The sequence below is a fragment of the Salinisphaera sp. S4-8 genome (genome assembly GCF_040361235.1).
Taxonomy (GTDB): Bacteria; Pseudomonadota; Gammaproteobacteria; order Nevskiales; family Salinisphaeraceae; genus Salinisphaera.
Window position 1 is genome coordinate 106,166 of sequence record NZ_APNF01000001.1, and the last position, 15,859, is coordinate 122,024.

Annotated in this window: 17 protein-coding genes and 2 riboswitches; of the genes, 1 reads left to right on the forward strand and 16 read right to left on the reverse strand. The window is 63.6% G+C overall.

What is annotated here, in order from left to right; translation table 11 throughout:
• Positions 1-50: 50 nt before the first annotated feature.
• Positions 51-188 carry a hypothetical protein gene (locus tag S4A8_RS00480; RefSeq protein ID WP_353177177.1) on the forward strand — a complete coding sequence of 46 codons (138 nt, stop codon included), beginning with the start codon at positions 51-53 and terminating at the stop codon, positions 186-188.
• Positions 189-248: 60 nt separating this feature from the next.
• Here the strand turns inward: S4A8_RS00480 and S4A8_RS00485 are convergent, their stop codons facing one another.
• From S4A8_RS00485 to S4A8_RS00560, 16 genes are all read right to left on the reverse strand, one after another.
• Entirely contained in the window at positions 249-1,055 is an 807-nt protein-coding gene (locus S4A8_RS00485) for a thymidylate synthase (RefSeq protein WP_502950689.1), read from the reverse strand.
• Positions 1,056-1,057: 2 nt separating this feature from the next.
• The gene (gene lgt / locus S4A8_RS00490; protein WP_353218598.1) at positions 1,058-1,849 is read right to left on the reverse strand and encodes a prolipoprotein diacylglyceryl transferase; all 792 of its coding nucleotides are present in this window, start codon (positions 1,847-1,849) and stop codon (positions 1,058-1,060) included.
• A gap of 205 nt (positions 1,850-2,054) precedes the next feature.
• Entirely contained in the window at positions 2,055-2,597 is a 543-nt protein-coding gene (locus tag S4A8_RS00495; protein ID WP_353177172.1) for a GNAT family N-acetyltransferase, read from the reverse strand.
• Between the two features lie 16 nt (positions 2,598-2,613).
• Positions 2,614-3,549, reverse strand: a complete 936-nt coding sequence (locus tag S4A8_RS00500) for a carbohydrate kinase family protein (protein WP_353218599.1) — start codon at positions 3,547-3,549, stop codon at positions 2,614-2,616.
• A 95-nt stretch (positions 3,550-3,644) separates the two neighbouring features.
• Positions 3,645-5,129, reverse strand: coding sequence for an aminomethyl-transferring glycine dehydrogenase subunit GcvPB (gene gcvPB, locus S4A8_RS00505; RefSeq protein WP_353218600.1), 1,485 nt, complete (start codon positions 5,127-5,129; stop codon positions 3,645-3,647).
• 201 nt (positions 5,130-5,330) lie between these two features.
• A complete protein-coding gene (gene tpx, locus S4A8_RS00510) occupies positions 5,331-5,837 on the reverse strand; it encodes a thiol peroxidase (protein WP_353177167.1) in 507 nt (168 codons plus the stop codon).
• A gap of 45 nt (positions 5,838-5,882) precedes the next feature.
• Positions 5,883-7,262 carry an aminomethyl-transferring glycine dehydrogenase subunit GcvPA gene (gcvPA, locus tag S4A8_RS00515; protein ID WP_353218601.1) on the reverse strand — a complete coding sequence of 460 codons (1,380 nt, stop codon included), beginning with the start codon at positions 7,260-7,262 and terminating at the stop codon, positions 5,883-5,885.
• Positions 7,263-7,336: 74 nt separating this feature from the next.
• Positions 7,337-7,732 carry a glycine cleavage system protein GcvH gene (gene gcvH / locus S4A8_RS00520; RefSeq protein ID WP_353177163.1) on the reverse strand — a complete coding sequence of 132 codons (396 nt, stop codon included), beginning with the start codon at positions 7,730-7,732 and terminating at the stop codon, positions 7,337-7,339.
• Between the two features lie 71 nt (positions 7,733-7,803).
• Positions 7,804-8,913: a glycine cleavage system aminomethyltransferase GcvT gene (gene gcvT / locus S4A8_RS00525; RefSeq protein ID WP_353218602.1), complete on the reverse strand. Its 1,110-nt coding sequence runs from the start codon at positions 8,911-8,913 to the stop codon at positions 7,804-7,806.
• Positions 8,914-8,967: 54 nt separating this feature from the next.
• Positions 8,968-9,050, reverse strand: a riboswitch (glycine riboswitch).
• A 17-nt stretch (positions 9,051-9,067) separates the two neighbouring features.
• A riboswitch (glycine riboswitch) is annotated at positions 9,068-9,160 on the reverse strand.
• A gap of 92 nt (positions 9,161-9,252) precedes the next feature.
• A complete protein-coding gene (locus tag S4A8_RS00530) occupies positions 9,253-10,458 on the reverse strand; it encodes a UbiH/UbiF/VisC/COQ6 family ubiquinone biosynthesis hydroxylase (protein ID WP_353218603.1) in 1,206 nt (401 codons plus the stop codon).
• Positions 10,455-11,687, reverse strand: coding sequence for a 2-octaprenyl-6-methoxyphenyl hydroxylase (gene ubiH / locus S4A8_RS00535; protein ID WP_353218604.1), 1,233 nt, complete (start codon positions 11,685-11,687; stop codon positions 10,455-10,457). The genes S4A8_RS00530 and ubiH overlap by 4 nt, the downstream gene beginning before the upstream one ends.
• Positions 11,684-13,033 carry a Xaa-Pro aminopeptidase gene (gene pepP / locus S4A8_RS00540; protein ID WP_353218605.1) on the reverse strand — a complete coding sequence of 450 codons (1,350 nt, stop codon included), beginning with the start codon at positions 13,031-13,033 and terminating at the stop codon, positions 11,684-11,686. The genes ubiH and pepP overlap by 4 nt, the downstream gene beginning before the upstream one ends.
• A 67-nt stretch (positions 13,034-13,100) precedes the next feature.
• Positions 13,101-13,658, reverse strand: a complete 558-nt coding sequence (locus S4A8_RS00545; protein ID WP_353218606.1) for a UPF0149 family protein — start codon at positions 13,656-13,658, stop codon at positions 13,101-13,103.
• A 126-nt stretch (positions 13,659-13,784) separates the two neighbouring features.
• Positions 13,785-14,186 (reverse strand): JDVT-CTERM system glutamic-type intramembrane protease MrtJ, encoded by a 402-nt coding sequence (mrtJ, locus tag S4A8_RS00550; RefSeq protein ID WP_353218607.1) that lies wholly within the window; start codon positions 14,184-14,186, stop codon positions 13,785-13,787.
• 31 nt (positions 14,187-14,217) lie between these two features.
• Entirely contained in the window at positions 14,218-15,474 is a 1,257-nt protein-coding gene (locus S4A8_RS00555; protein ID WP_353218608.1) for a JDVT-CTERM domain-containing protein, read from the reverse strand.
• Positions 15,453-15,824, reverse strand: a complete 372-nt coding sequence (locus S4A8_RS00560) for a hypothetical protein (protein ID WP_353218609.1) — start codon at positions 15,822-15,824, stop codon at positions 15,453-15,455. The genes S4A8_RS00555 and S4A8_RS00560 overlap by 22 nt, the downstream gene beginning before the upstream one ends.
• Positions 15,825-15,859 lie beyond the last annotated feature (35 nt).

Here is a 15,859-nt window from a genome sequence, read left to right on the forward strand (position 1 = left end):
TCTAGCGTACAAGCCAGTCGAGTTGCGGACCTTTCGGGCACGATTAATTAATGGCAACGATATCTGGCGACATCGCGCTTTATCGTGACGATACGCTCGCCATGTCGAATACTGCGCTACGCAAGCTGGAAAATCGAAAAATGTTTCGTTTTGCCTTCGAAGCCATGCCCGAGGCGCAAAGCGCCTGAGCATGACGGTATCGCATGACTATTGAATAACCGAGACCGGTTTGGCAAGCAAGCGCGTGCTTAGACGGCCACCGGCGCGCTGATCCGCGCATGGCTTTCATAACCCTCGAGGCGAATATCGTCGAAGCCAAAGGCAAACAAATCGTCAATTTCCGGGTTGAGCCATAGCGTGGGCGGCGCCAACGGCGCGCGCGCGAGCTGTTCGTCGGCCTGATCCAGATGGTTGAGATACAAATGCGCATCGCCGAGCGTATGCACGAAATCGCCCACCTGTAGCCCGCAGACCTGCGCGATCATATGCGTGAGCAGCGCATAGGAGGCGATATTGAAGGGCACGCCGAGAAATATATCCGCACTGCGCTGATACAGCTGGCAGGACAGACGCCCCTCGGCGACATAGAACTGGAACAGCAGATGACAGGGCGGCAGGGCCATATCGTCGACCTGGGCCGGATTCCAGGCGGTCACGATATGCCGGCGCGAATTCGGGTTGTGGCGGATCGACTCCACCACCCGGGCAAGCTGGTCGACCGATTCGCCATTCGGGGCCGGCCAGCTACGCCATTGATAGCCGTACACCGGGCCGAGGTCGCCGTTTTCATCGGCCCACTCGTCCCAGATACGCACTCGGTTGTCCTTGAGATAACCGATATTGGTATCGCCCGCGATGAACCACAGTAGTTCGTGGATGATCGCGCGCAAGTAGAGCTTCTTGGTGGTGAGCACCGGAAACCCCCGGCTCAGGTCGAAACGCATCTGACGACCGAACACCGATAACGTGCCGGTGCCAGTGCGATCGGCCTTGCGGGTGCCGTGCTCGCGCACCTCGCGCATGAGATCGAGATAGGGCTGTTCGAGCGACGGCATACTCATGAGGCCACCCTATCGCGACGATACGCCAGCGCCAGCAACACAATGCCGCCCAGAATCATCGGCGTGCACAGCACCTGGCCCATGGTCATCCAGTCGAAGGCGACGAAGCCGAGAAACGAATCGGGCTGGCGAAAGAACTCCGCGAAGAAACGCAGGCAACCGTAGCCGATCAGAAACAGCCCGGACACCGCCATGCGCGGGCGCGGCTTGCTGGCGAACCACCACAGGATCGCGAACAGCAAAAGACCTTCCAGGCCGGCTTCATAGAGTTCCGAAGGATGGCGCGGCGCCATATCGACCCGCGGATAGATCATCGCCCAGGGCACATCCGTGACCCGGCCGATGAGCTCGCCATTGATGAAATTGGCGATACGCCCGAAGAACAGGCCGACCGGCACGATCGGCGCCACGAAATCGGTGATATCGAAAAAGGCGCGCTGGGTACTGCGCGCGAACCAGCCGGCAGCGGCGAATACGCCGAGCATGCCGCCATGAAAGGACATGCCGCCCTGCCAGATATAGAACAGCTGCAACGGGTTTTCCAGCAACAGGCCCGGCTGATAAAACAGCATATAGCCCACGCGTCCGCCCACGACCACGCCGAGCACGACATAGAACAGCAGATCGCCCACTTCCTCGCGCTGCCAGTGGATATGCGCCTGCTTGGTGCGCACGATGCCCAGCCCCCAGCCGATGAGAAAACTCAGCAGATACATCAGCCCGTACCAGTGCACGGCAAGCGGGCCAATGGAAACGGCGACGGGGTCGATATCGGGATGCACGAACATGGCGACGAATTCTATGGCGTGTTGCGCTTTGTTGCGAGCGCCGCGTGGGCGCACACCGCGCGTGGATGGCAGGCCCGCGACCGACAGCGCGTCATATCACGCTGGGCACGGCCCCCCTCTAAACGAGCGTCATGTTATGGCAAGCGCGCATTGCAGCGTTCTTACGCAACCGGCACGCGACGCGCTGTAATCACCGGGCGACCGGTCAACGTACCCAGGCATACATGAACACATCCCGCGGCGCGCGCTCGGCATCCGGATGATTCGGCCGTGACGACCAGCGCCGCAGCCGCCCTTCGCAGGTCATGTCCAGGGCTTCGAGAATACGGCGCGAGGCGATGTTTTCGGTATCGCAGGTCGCCCAGATCCGATACAGATCGTCGATCGCCTGCGCGGCCTCGAATACCGCGGTGGCCGCCTCGCGCCCAAAGCCCTGGCCCCAGGCCGAGCGCGCCAGGACATAGCCGATCTCGGCGCCATGTTCGTTGAACGAACAGGCCACGGTACCGATGCCGCCGCGCTCGGGGTGTTCGATCAGCCAGCAGAAATCCTCGCCGGACGACCAGCCCTCGGCCACGTCGTCGAGAAACTCGACGCTGTCGTCGATATCGACATGCTGCGCCCAGGTCATGAACTGCGTCACCGTCGGGTCGCTGGCAAAGGCGAAGATCGCCTCGGCATCGCCACGCTCCGGTTCGCGCAACAACAGGCGCGGCGTGGCCAGGCGCGGTGGCATGCTGATCATCATCGAACCTCCGGCTGTATCAGGCCAGTTCGCGTTCGAACTCCTGCTTGTAGCGCGCCTTGAACTCATCCATTGTGAAACGGTGGTTCTGGGTGCCCGGGCGTTCGATCTTTATCGTACCCATGAGCGAAGCCACGCGGCCGATGGTCGGCCAGTCCAGGCCCTGCTGCAGGCCCCAGATCAGCCCGGCACGAAAGGCATCGCCGCAGCCGGTCGGGTCGGCCAGCGCGGTGGGCGAACCGGCCGGGATCTTGATCTGTTCGCCGTCGGCATGAATCACCGAGCCTTCGCCGCCCTTGGTCACGATCATGGCCTTGAGCTGTTTGGCCATATCGGTCACCGACAAGCCGGTACGATCGCACATGAGTTCGGCTTCGTAGTCGTTGACCGTGACATAGGCCGCCTGCTCGAGAAAACGCCGCAGTTCGTCACCGTTGAACATGGGCAGGCCCTGGCCCGGATCGAAGATGAAATCGATCCCCGCTTCAGCGAACTGGGCGGCATGCTGGACCATGCCGTCCTTGCCATCGGGCGAGACGATACCCAGCGTGATGCCGGCATCGGCGGGCACCTGCTGCTCGTGCGCATAATTCATCGCGCCCGGATGAAAGGCCGTGATCTGGTTATCGTCCAGATCGGTGGTGATATAGGCCTGCGCGGTGTAGGCATCATCCACGCCCTTGAGGTATTCGCGGCTGATGCCGTGCTCATCCATCCAGGCGGCATAGTCGTCGAAATCGGTGCCGACCGTGCCCATGGGCACGCCCTCGCCACCGAGCAGTTTCAGCGAATAGGCGATATTGCCGGCACAGCCGCCGAACTCGCGCCGCATTTCCGGCACCAGAAACGAGACATTCAGCATATGCACGCGATCCGGCAGGATTTCGTTCTTGAAATGGCCGGTATAGACCATGATCGTGTCGTAGGCGAAGGATCCGCAGATCAGAGCTGACATAGCTTGTCCTTTGTTCGGTGAAACTGGGCGCAGGCAAGCGCGCCGCACTTCAAGATCAGCCGCGCATCATGCCACAGCATGCGCGCTCGCCCGGCTCAAACGCCGGCGGCGGTGGCTGAATCGTGTTTGAGATCGAGATGCTTGGCTGCCGCGACTTCGTCGAGACGCCGGATCGGCAGCTTGACCGGTGCTTCTTTCAGGGTCGTGGCATCGACCTTGGCTTCTTCCCAGATCGCGACCATCGCCGCGACGAAGGCATCCAGCGTTTCCTTGGATTCGCTTTCGGTCGGCTCGATGAGAAAACACTCGGGCACCAGCAACGGAAAATAGATCGTGGGCGCATGAAAACCGTAGTCGAGCAGCCGCTTGGCCACATCGGTGGCGGTGATATCCAGCTGCTGCTTCTGGCGCTTGAGGGTGACGATGAATTCGTGGCTGGCACGGCGTTCGGGAAAGGCCAGATCGAAGCCTGCCGCGCGCAAACGCGTCATCAGATAGTTCGAATTCAGCGTGGCGAATTCGGCGACCCGGGTCATGCCCTCGGCACCCAGCAGCCGCGCATAGACATAGGCCCGCAGCAGCACGCCAGCATTGCCCATGAAGGCCGACAGCCGCCCGATGGTGTTCGGAATATCCTTCTCGGTGAGCCAGCGATAGGTTGCGTTATCACCCTCGCCGTCGCGCCCCACCACGGGAATGGGCATGAAATTGCGCAGGCGCTTGCCCACACCGACCGCACCCGAACCTGGCCCGCCGCCGCCATGCGGCGTCGAGAAGGTCTTGTGCAGATTCATGTGGATGACGTCGAAGCCCATATCGCCCGGGCGTACCTTGCCCAGAATGGCGTTGAGGTTGGCCCCGTCGTAGTAGAGCAGCCCGCCCGCGCCGTGCACGATCTCGGCGATTTCGAGAATGTCCTGTTCGAATACGCCCAGCGTCGAGGGATTGGTGAGCATGATGCCGGCCGTGCGCTCGGATACCGCCTCGCGTAGCGCGGCGATATCCACGTCGCCGTCGGCATCGGTGGGGATCTCGACCACGGTGCAACCGCACATGACCGCCGTGGCGGGATTGGTGCCATGGGCCGCATCGGGCACCAGAATCTCGTCGCGTGCGTGATCGCCCCTCGCCTCGTGATAGGCCTTGATCATGGCCACGCCGGTGAATTCCCCCTGCGCGCCCGCCATGGGCGTAAGCGAGACTGCCTGCATGCCGGTGACCGTGGTCAGCATTTCCTGCAGCTCGTAGAGACAGGCCAGCATGCCCTGGCCGTGGCTGGCCGGCGCCAGCGGGTGCCGGTTGAGAAAGCCGGGCAGCGAGGCGAGCGTATTACAGGCCCGCGGGTTGTACTTCATCGTGCACGAACCCAGCGGGTAGAAATGCGTATCGATGGAGAAATTCAGCTGCGACAGCCGGGTGTAATGGCGTACCACATCCATCTCGGAAGCTTCCGGCAATCCGACCGGCGATTCACGCCGCAGCGCCGCCGGAATATCGTCGATCGCGGGTGCCTCGGCCGGCGCCTGCGCCAGCGCCCGACGGCCGGGCCGGCTGTGTTCGAAAATGAGTTTTTCGGTCATGACGTGGTTACTTTCGATGTTCGGGGTCTTCAAGACGAAGCCATTGGAGTCCGCGAATGAACGCCAATAAACGCGAATGCAGAGAACATCGGCTGCCCAAGTGCCTATCGACCGGGCTACCGCCTATCCTCTTAATCTTTTATTTGCTTTTATTTGCTTTAATTCGCGTTCATTTGCGGACTACCGCCTTACAGCGACGACTCAGACCTTGAGTGCGGCCAACGCGTCTTCGTAGTTCGGCTCGTCGGCGATTTCGGGCACGAGTTCGCTATGCAGCACGGTGCCCTGCTCGTCGGCCACGATCACCGCGCGGGCACACAGCCCGGCCATGGGGCCGTTGGCGATGAGTACGCCATAGTCCTTGCCGAAGCGCTTGTCGCGCATCATCGACAGCGTCGTACCGTTGTCCAGGCCCTCGGCGCTGCAAAAACGCGAGTGCGCAAACGGCAGGTCGGCCGAAATCTGCAGCAATGCAATATTGTCCAACGCATCGGCCTCGGCATTGAAACGCTTGACCGACATTGCACAGGTCGGCGTGTCCATGCTCGGAAAAATATTGAAAATCTTGCGCTTGCCGGCGAAAGTGTCGAGGCTGACGTCCTTGAGATCGGCCCCGGTCAGGCTGAAATCGGGCAGCGTGTCGCCCGGTGCGGGCAGGCGGCCTTCGACATCGATCGGATTGCCTTTGAGCGTAATCTGCTGGGTCATGAGGTGTCCTTTAACAAACGTGAATAATCGGCGAATCGCTTCGTGTCAGGCCGCGTCCGCCTGTTCGGCGAGCACCGTGCGCAAGGCCTGGGCATAGGCATCCAGGTCGGCCTCGGTCTTGGTTTCGGTGGCACAGACGAGCACGGTGTCTTGCAGTCCGTCGTAGAAATCGGCCAGCGCCAGACCGCCGAATATGCCGCGCTCGGCCAGCGCATCGAGCACGCGCTGGGCATTCGCCGGCAGGCGGAGCACGGTTTCGTGAAAGGCCGCGCTGTCGAAAACGCGTTCCACGCCGTCGATCGCGGTAAGTCGTTGCACCAACGCGCGTGTATTGGCGATACAGGTCGCGGCGGTGTTTTCCAGCCCCGTCGCGCCCAGCAGGCTCATATGGATGGTGGCCGCGGTTACCAGCAGGCCCTGATTGGTACAGATATTGGAGGTCGCCTTGGAGCGGCGAATATGTTGCTCGCGCGGCTGAAGGGTCAGTACATAGCCCGTGCGACCGTCCATGTCCTGCGTTCGCCCGACCACGCGCCCCGGCATCTGGCGGACATGCTTCTTGCGACAGCACAGAATGCCGAAATACGGTCCGCCGGAGGCCAGCGGCGCACCCAGCGGCTGGCCTTCGCCGACCACGATATCCGCGCCCTCGCCCGTGCCCCAGCGGCCCGGCTCCTTGAGTACGGCCAGCGCAAGCGGGTTGATCACGCCGATAGCCAGCGCACCATTGGCCTGGGCCCAGTCGGTGAGCGTGTCCACGTCTTCGAGCACACCGAAGAAATTGGGCTGGGGGATCACCAGCGCGGTCACGTCTTCGCCGGCCCAGCGTTCCAGATCGGCGCTGTCGATACGACCGGTGCCCGGTTCATAGGCGACGGTTTCGAACACGATGCCCTGATTCGCACAGATATTGCGCGCGACCTGGCGATAGAACGGGTGCATGCTCGCCGGCATGAGAATACGGGCCGATTTGGACTTGCGATTGGCGCGCACCGCCATCAGCACTGCCTCGGCCAGCGCCGATGCGCCGTCGTAGAGCGAGGCATTGGCCACATCCATGCCGGTCAGCCCGGTCATCATGGTCTGGTATTCGTAGACCACCTGGAGCGTGCCCTGGCTGGCTTCCGGCTGATACGGCGTATACGCGCTATAGAATTCGCCGCGCGTGGTCAGCTCCCACACCGCAGCCGGAATATGATGCTCGTAGGCCCCGGCACCGATGAAGCACAGGCCACCCGCATCGCGTGCCGCGCGTTCCTGCATCAACCGGCTGACCGCCTGTTCGCTCGCTCTCGGCGGGATCGAATCCAGGCTGACATCGCGCAGGCGCGGGTCGATCTCGTCGAACAGATCGTCGATCGTGTCCACGCCGATGGTGGCCAGCATCGACTGGATATCGTCTTCGGTATGCGGAATGAAGGGCATGAATCCTCGCAGAACGTAATACGCGGGCACAGCGGCACCGACGCCGGGCAATACCGGCGCCAGTGCGAGCGCCGCTAGTCTTCCTCTTCTTCGACGATGCCTTCGTAGGCATCGGCATCCAGCAGTTTTTCGACTTGTTCGGAATCGGATACCGTCATCTTGAACAACCAGCCTTCGCCGAAGGGATCTTCGTTGACCAGTTCCGGCGAATCCTCGAGCTGTTCGTTGATTTCGGCGATCTCGCCATCGAGCGGGGCATAGATATCCGATGCCGCCTTGACCGATTCGACCACGGCCACGGCATCACCGGCACCGACCTTGGTCCCGGCCTCGGGCAGTTCGACGAACACCAGATCGCCCAGCGACGACTGGGCATAGTCGGTGATACCGACCGTGCAGGTGCCATCGCCGTCGTAATCGATCCATTCGTGGGTCTTGGTATAGGACAGATCCTTGGGTACTTCGCTCATGGGGCTCCCTTGCAGCAGATTCGCGCGGTGCGCGCTATGTTTTGGTGGATAAAGGCTACTGAGAAACGGGCTCAGTCGTCGATACGGCGCTTGCCGTGGCGCACGAAGGGATAGCGCACGATGCGCGCGCGCTGCCACTTGCCGCGCAGACACACCTCGACGCTTTCTTCCCAATCGGCCGGTACCCGCGCGAGCGCGATCGAGCACGACAAGGTGGGTGAATAGCTGCCACTGGTGATTTCGCCTTCGGCTTCTTTTTCGTCGACATCGCTGTCGGCGGCCCGTACCGCGGTTTCGCTGCGCATCACGCCGCGGCCTTCCAGCACCAGCCCGACGAGCTTCTCGCCGACGCCCTCGGCGCGCATGTGCTCGAGCGCCGAACGGCCGACGAAATCCCGTTCTTCGGGCTCGAATGCCACCGTCCAGCCCAGGCCGGATTCCAGCGGCGTGTGGTCCTCGTCCATATCCTGGCCGTAAAGATTCAGCCCGGCTTCCAGGCGCAGGGTGTCGCGCGCGCCCAGGCCGATCGGCGCTACACCCTTGCCGCGTAGCGTTTTCCAGGCATTGACGGCCTCCTCGGCCGGCAACACGAGTTCGAAACCGTCCTCGCCGGTATAGCCGGTGCGCCCGATCGAGCGATCATCCTGGGTCGCGACCCGAAACGGCTTGAGCTTGAGCGCGGCGGCCTTGAAATCGTCGTCGAAGAGCTCGGCGGCAATATCGCGCCCGCGCGGGCCCTGCACCGCGATGATGGCCAGATCCTGGCGGTGATTGATCGCCACGTCGTAGTCGCGCGCCTGGCTGTCGATCCAGGCCAGATCCTTTTCCGTCGTCGCGGCATTGACCACGATGCGATACAGGTTGCCACTCAGGTGATAAACGATGAGATCGTCGATCACCCCACCGCGGGTGTTGAGCATGCAGGTATAAAGCGCGCGGCCGGCCTCGTCGATCTTGGCGACGTCATTGGCCAGCAGCCGACGCAGGAATTCGCGTGCCTCGGCGCCGCTGATATCGACCACTGCCATATGCGAGACGTCGAACATGCCCGCGCTTTCGCGCACGGCATTGTGTTCCGAAATCTGGGAGCCGTAGTCGATCGGCATATCCCAGCCGGCGAAGTCCACGAGCTTGGCGCCGTCGGCGACATGCGCGTCGTAAAGCGGGGTTCGTTTGGCCATGACAATCTCTTTGCAGATGAATCAACAGAACACGGGCCGGCCCGGGCTTTCGCCTGCCGCCCCTCTGTCCTGGCACCTGAGAGATTCGCCCCTTCGGTGAGCCGGACTGTCGCCGGCTGCTCTCCAGAGTCGATCAAGCTGGCGTATAAACGCCCGCATGCACGTGGTTCGGGTACCTGAGCGTTTCCGGGCGGAAATTTGCGCCTTCGGTGACGAGCGACTGCCCGTTCTCTCCCACGCGGTTATTGACCGTGCCCTCGACTATACCGGCGACATCGACACAGGCCAAGCGCCAACCGCGAGGCCCTACTTACCTGCAAAATACAGCAGATTTTTCGACTACTGCAGCAACCGCGGGCCGTTGGCGGATAACCCTACGGCGTGATGAATCATGATCTGGCGAATCGGCGCGAGATTAGCCGCGATCCCGATTGCGCTCTGGCGCAGCGTGCGCAGCAACGGATTGGCACTGCCGTAAACGCGTTTGAAGGCGTCGGTCGTGCCCAGCATCATCAGATTCTCAGCCATGCGTGCGCGCTGATAGCGGCGCAGATAGGTCATGTCGCCGGCATCGCGATTCGCCGCGCGCCCCGCCTCGAGCGCTTCGACCATGCCCGCCACGTCGAGAAGGCCGAGGTTGACCCCCTGACCTGCCATCGGGTGAACCACATGCGCCGCATCGCCGGCCAGGGCCACACGGGGGCGACAATATTCGCGTGCATGCTGGAGCTTGAGCGGGAACGAGGCACGCTTGTCCATATGCTCGATTTCGCCCAGCACGCCGCCGCTGGCCTCGGTCAGCCGCGCGCAGAATGTATCGTGGTCGAGTTCAGCCAGCTCGGCGGCCAGTGCATCATCGGCATGCCAGGCCAGCGAACAGCGACCGTCCGACAGCGGCAAAAACGCCACGGGCCCGGTTTCGGTGAAACGCTGCCAGGCGATATGGCGATGATGACGCGCCGGGGTCACCGTCCCCACGGTACAGCGCTGACCGTAGGGCCAGCCGGTGGTTTCGATACCCGCGGCCGCGCGCACCGGTGAATTCGCACCTTCCGCGCCGACCACCAGGGCCGCGCTCACGACCGTGCCGTCGTCCAGTCGCAGCCGGGCTGCGTCGCTGTCGATGGCCAGACTTTCCATTTTCGCCGGGCAATAGATATCGACATCGGTCAGCGCCTGCCAGGCGCTGTCGACGATCAGATTGTTCTCGACGATATGCCCGAGTTCCGGCAGACCGACCGCGGTATGCTCCAGAAACAGCTCGCTCGCGCCGCCGGCCTCCCAGACCTTCATGCCGGTAAACGCACAGCAGCGCCGGCGCTCGACCGAGGCCCACAGACCGAGATTCTCGAGTACGCGACGCGTCCCTGGCGCAATGGCCGATACGCGCAGCTCGTAGTCGTCGCCGAGCTCGAACCGCGATGGACGCTTGGCTTCGACAAGCGCGACCGAGAAATCGGCACGCGAAAGCGCCACCGCGAGCACGGCGCCCACCATGCCGCCACCGACAATGGCGATATCGTAACGGGGGCTTTGCTTGCTCATGACTTGGCCTCGCGAAGACGTGCCGGCGCCAGGGCCAGACCCATGCTGCGCCGGGCCATATCGTCACGAATCGATGGCAACAGCGACAGGCCGAACAAGCCCGCGCCGCGGGCGTGATCGAGCATGGGAATACGGTTGGAGAACAAACGCACGATGGCGTCGGTGAAATTGGCCACGCGATGCTGGTCGGGCCGCCGGGCCTCGGCCCAGCCGGTAAGCAGGTCGGCATCGCCAGGATCGAAATCGGCATCGCCCGCCAGGCGCTCGCGCAGCATCGCCGCCAGCAGCAAGGCATCGCGAATCGCCAGATTAAAGCCCTGCGCGGCCGCCGGATGCAGCGCATGGCCGGCATTGCCGATCAGCACGGCCCGCTCGACCGCGGCCCGGTCGCACAACACCCGCGCCAGGGGATAGCTGCCACGCGGGCCGGCCAGCTTGAGCGTACCCAGGCGCTGGCCGAATGCGGCTTGCAACCTGTCGATGAATTCATCCTCGCTGACCGCGCACATCTGCTCGGCGCGCTCGCTGGGCAACGTCCAAACCGCCGCACAGCTGGCACGGGTACAGGGCAACAGGGCAACCGGGCCGTCCGGGGTGAAGCGTTCGTAGGCACAGCCGCCGTGCGCGCGTTCGGGTTCGACGAAGGTCACGATCGCGCGCTGGCGATAATCGTCGATGCGCGCGCCGATACCCAGCGCGCCGCGCACCGAGGATTGCGCGCCATCGGCGCCGACCAGCAGCCGTGTGCGCAGCGTTTCGCTCGCCCCTTCGCCGCGCGCGCAGTTCAGCTCGATACGCCCACCCGTGGCATCCCGGGTGAGTGACTCGAAACGCGCCGGCGCGACCACATCGACCTGATCCATACGCGCCAGGCGTGCACGCAATACCTCGATCATGGTGACGTTATGCAGCACATAGCCCAGGGCCGACAGATCGTAATCCGCGGCATTCACGCGCACGCTGCCAAAGCGGCCCTGCTGGGATACATGCAAGCGCTTGATGGGCGCGGCATCGTGGGCCATGTCGGCCCACAGATCCAGTTCTTCGAACATCGCCCGGGTGCCGGCCGCAATCGCGGTGGTACGGGCTTTCATGTTCTCGTCGGCCGGGGCATCGAAGGCCACCGCTTCGACCAGCGCAATCTTCAGGCCGGTATCGGCCAGCGCGCAGGCGAATGTCGCCCCGGCCAGCCCGCCGCCGACCACGGCGATATCGTAGTCGCGGCTCACGGGGTTTCGCTCCGGTAGGGTTTGGCCATGAGTGCCTCGATCTCGTCGGCGTCCTTGGGCACATCGGCCGTGAGCACGTCACAGCCGGTTTCGGTGATCACGATATCGTCCTCGATGCGAATGCCGATATTGGCAAAACGCGAGGTCGGGTTGTCATCGGCGCGGACATACAGCCCGGGTTCGACGGTCAATGCCATGCCCGGTTCGAGCGCTCGCCATTCGCCATCGATTTTATAATCGCCCACATCGTGTACGTCCATGCCCAGCCAATGGCTCGTGCCGTGCATGAAATAGGCGCTATAGCTTTCCTCGGCGATGGCGTCGTCCACGCTGCCCTCGAGCAGGCCCACCTCGATCAGCCCGGCCACGAGTACATGCAGCGCGGCCTGATGGACCGCGTTCATCGGCTCGCCGGGCCTGGCAGCCTCGATCGCGGCCCGGTTGGCCGCAAGCACGATGTCGTAAAGCGTGCGCTGCGCCTCGGAGAATCGCCCGTTGACCGGAAACGTACGGGTGATATCGCCGGCATAGCCGCGATGTTCCGCGCCTGCGTCGATGAGCACCAGATCGCCATCGGCCATGGGCGCGCTGTTTTCGATGTAGTGCAGCACACAGGCGTTTTCGCCCGCGCCGACGATCGTGGGATAGGCCCACTGCATGCCGTCGCTTTCGAAGGTGTAGTGCAACACCGCCGCCAGCTGGTACTCATGCATGCCCGGGCGTACTGCCTGCATCGCCGCACTGTGCGCGCGCGCGGACGTCGCGGCGGCCTGGCGCATGAGCGCGACCTCCGCGGCCGATTTGCGCAAGCGCATCTCGTGGAGTACTGGCTCGAGCACAGCCAGCTCGCAAGGCGGCACGCCGCCGCGGCCCTGGCTGCGTAGCGCCGACATGTGATCGAGCACGCTCTGTTCGAATTCCGGATGCGTACCGAGGGTGAGATAGAGCTTTCGGCGGCCGTCGAGCAAACGGTCGATCCAGTCCTCGAATTCATCGATGGCGAAGGCGCGATCGGCGCCGTAATCGGCCATCGCGCCCTCCGGGCCGGCGCGCCGGCCGATCCAGACTTCCTGCTCGGCATTTCGCGCCCGGCAGAACAGCAGGTAGTCGCCGGCGTCGAAACCCGGCGCGATCACGGCAATGGCCTCCGGCTCGAGAAAGCCGGTCAGATACCGGAAGTCGCTGTTCGGCCGGTAGGGGTAATCGACATCGTTATTGCGATTGCGCTCGGGCGTGGCGGCGATCATGGCCACCCCGTCGCTACCCACGATGTCGGCCAGGCGTGCGCGGCGCGCGGCATGGAGCGCCGGATCGTCGCGATGCTGCAGCTGTGATTGATCTCTCATCCGGTCCCTCATCAAAGCCTTGTCACGAAAACAGCCTGGCCCGGGCGCTGCGCTTACCCGCGCACCCTTAATGCAGCGATTCGCGCCGCGTGGGGCCTTCGCGCTTGGGCTGAAGTTCGAGAAATACCATCTGCACGCCCACCCGTACGTATTCCACCAGCTCGGCGTAGTCCGCCTCGGCGGATTCGTGGTCGGCGTCTTCGGCGGTCAGCCCCGCACGCGAAAGTTCGGTGAGGTCGTTGACCACCTCGCGCACCTCGCCCGAGAGGCTGTTGATCTCGAAACTGCCGTCCGCGCTCAGGCCATAGAGAAAGCCGGCACACCAGCGCGCCAACGCCTGCACGCGGCGCTCGAGATCGACATCGTCGCCCGGCAACAAGGGCGTGAAACTCAGATCGGGATCGAACAGACCTTCCAGCGTCATTTCGCGCAGCGCGGCGAGCGCGCCTTCGATCTTGTCGTTCTTGACGTCCTCGACCGCGCGCGTAGCGCTGATTTCGTTATCGATACACAGCATGCCGGTGAGCGTGCCATGCACCTCGCCCGGCGTCTGTACCGATTCGGCCTGGGTCAGGCCCACCTGCAGGGCGTCGAAGATATTGTTCTGACTTGTGCCTTGGCTCATATCGCGCAACTCGTTTGCAATACGCCATGGTAGCAAAGCCGCGTATTGACCCAGCGCACAAGCGCGCCTGCGCGAGTGTGCTTGGCGGGTTGAACGCCTGGGTCGCGCGCCTTGAGCGGTCAGGCGCTATGCAGCCGCCAGGCAGCAGAAATAGACGAGGTTATAGAAGGCGTGCACGCTCACCGGCGACCATAGCCTGGCGTGGCGCTCCCAGAGCGCGCCGAACACCAGGGCAGGAAAAAAAGTCGCCAGCGCCCAGGTCGGTGGGTGCGCCAGCAGATGGGCGACAGCAAACAACGCAGCGGTGAGGAGATTGGCCGCGCTCAGCAGCCCCCAACGCCTGCGGATACGGCTACGCAGCCAGTCGTGCACGCCCAGCCGGAACACGATCTCTTCGAGCAGGGGCAGCACGCCCGCTGCCATGATCAGAACAGGGAAACCGGGCCAGCGCAGTACGAACTGCGCGGGCGTCGCGAGCGTGATCAGCCAGAGCGCAGGCACGGCGGCGACAAGCGCCGCCGCATACACCGGGTCTCGCCCAGGTGATCGCGTTGCCGGCTCAGCCGAGCCGGCGACGGCGACACACCCCGAAGGCCGCGACGGCGAGCAACAAGGCCCAGAGCGGGTCGAAACGCCCGTCGCCGGTCAGCGTACAGCCACCACCGCCGCCCCCGTCATCGCCGCCGCTCGTGGAGCCGCCGCCGGCCGGCTCGCTGACCGGCTCGGTCGGCGCTTCGTCGGTGGGCTCTTCTGGATCAGCGATGGCCTGATCGGCTTCGTCCGGACAACGCGCACCGTTGGCCAGCGTCCAGCCGATATCCTCCAGCACGCAGGTGGTCAGGCCGATGCCGCTGGCCACATCGTCATTGCCGGTGGCAAAGGGTTCCATGATCTGATCGGGATCGAGCGAGGTATCCCAGTGCGATATCGAGCTGCCCTCGGCGACCCGCGACGGCGCGTAAAGCATCACCCGACCTTCGTTGAGGCCGTCGGTGAGAATGCTGGCCGCGCGGCTACCGGTATTGATATCGCTCCAGACCACATTCGGGCCGTTGGTCAACGACTGGGCGCGCTGCTCGTCGGTGAGATCTGTCCAGAGCGGGTCGTTGGGGAAGGACAGATCCTGGATGAAGGTGCTGTAAATATCGGGAAAGCGTGCACCGCCGCCACTGACCTGCGGAAACTGGCCGGCCTGCGGCTCGGCACTGTCGGTCAAGGCCACCAGCGATACGAAACCCACGCCATGGGTGAGTTCGTGCTCAACGGTGCTCACGAAACTCGGACGACCGTCGGGCGTTGCACCGTCGGTGCCGTAATACCAGCGCGCCCCGCCCAGACAATCGGTGCCCTCGTCGAGGTTGGGGTTGAAGCTAGCCCGAATATCGTTGTCGGTATCGGCCACGCGCTCACCAAGCAGCGCATTGGCTAGCGGCAGCGGGTAGAACACATCGCGCGCCACGCGCGAGGCCTGGGTAAAATTGGCGACATAACTGATTGGCCCGGCCGCGCCCAAGGTCGCGCTGTTGCGCTCGCAGGTCAGCGCGGCGTTGAAACCCGCGACGATACGAATCGGCACGCCGCTGTCGATACGGCTGCCGAGAATGTCGGCCGCGTATTCGAAGGCGATCCGCCGCTGTGCGCCCAGCGTCACGCCGGTATTGCCGCCTTCCGGGACGGCCGGGGTGGGATCGTTGAACCCGCTGTCGGCATCGTCACTGACCACCAGCACCATATCCGCGGCCTGCACCGCCGCTGTGCCGAACAACAGCGCGAGGCTGATGCCCGCCATGCCGACTAACGATTGTGCGCCGCGCATAGGGCCTCCGTATCATCGCTGGCCTCGTCGTGGCCGACGTGACCCATATGCAAGCTGCCATCCGGGCAGCGCACCGCGCGCGCCATCGGCGCGGATTCGAAGCTGGGTGTGAGCATCTGCGCGCCTTCGCTGTTCTTCCAGGCTTTCGGCGCTGCGGCACGGGCCTTCTGACCGACCTCACCCGGGTTCGTGCCTTCGGACTTCTGCGCCGGCGGCTTAACGATTTCACCGGTTTCCGGATCGATAAAGATTTTCTGCTCGGCCGCGGAGACCGTGCCGGTCGCGGCCAGACTGGCAGCCAGCGTTAACGCCAGCGCGGTTATTTTCGACAATCGCATCGGCTTGATCATGTACATATTCCTCATACGGGGCGCCAGCGTGTTTT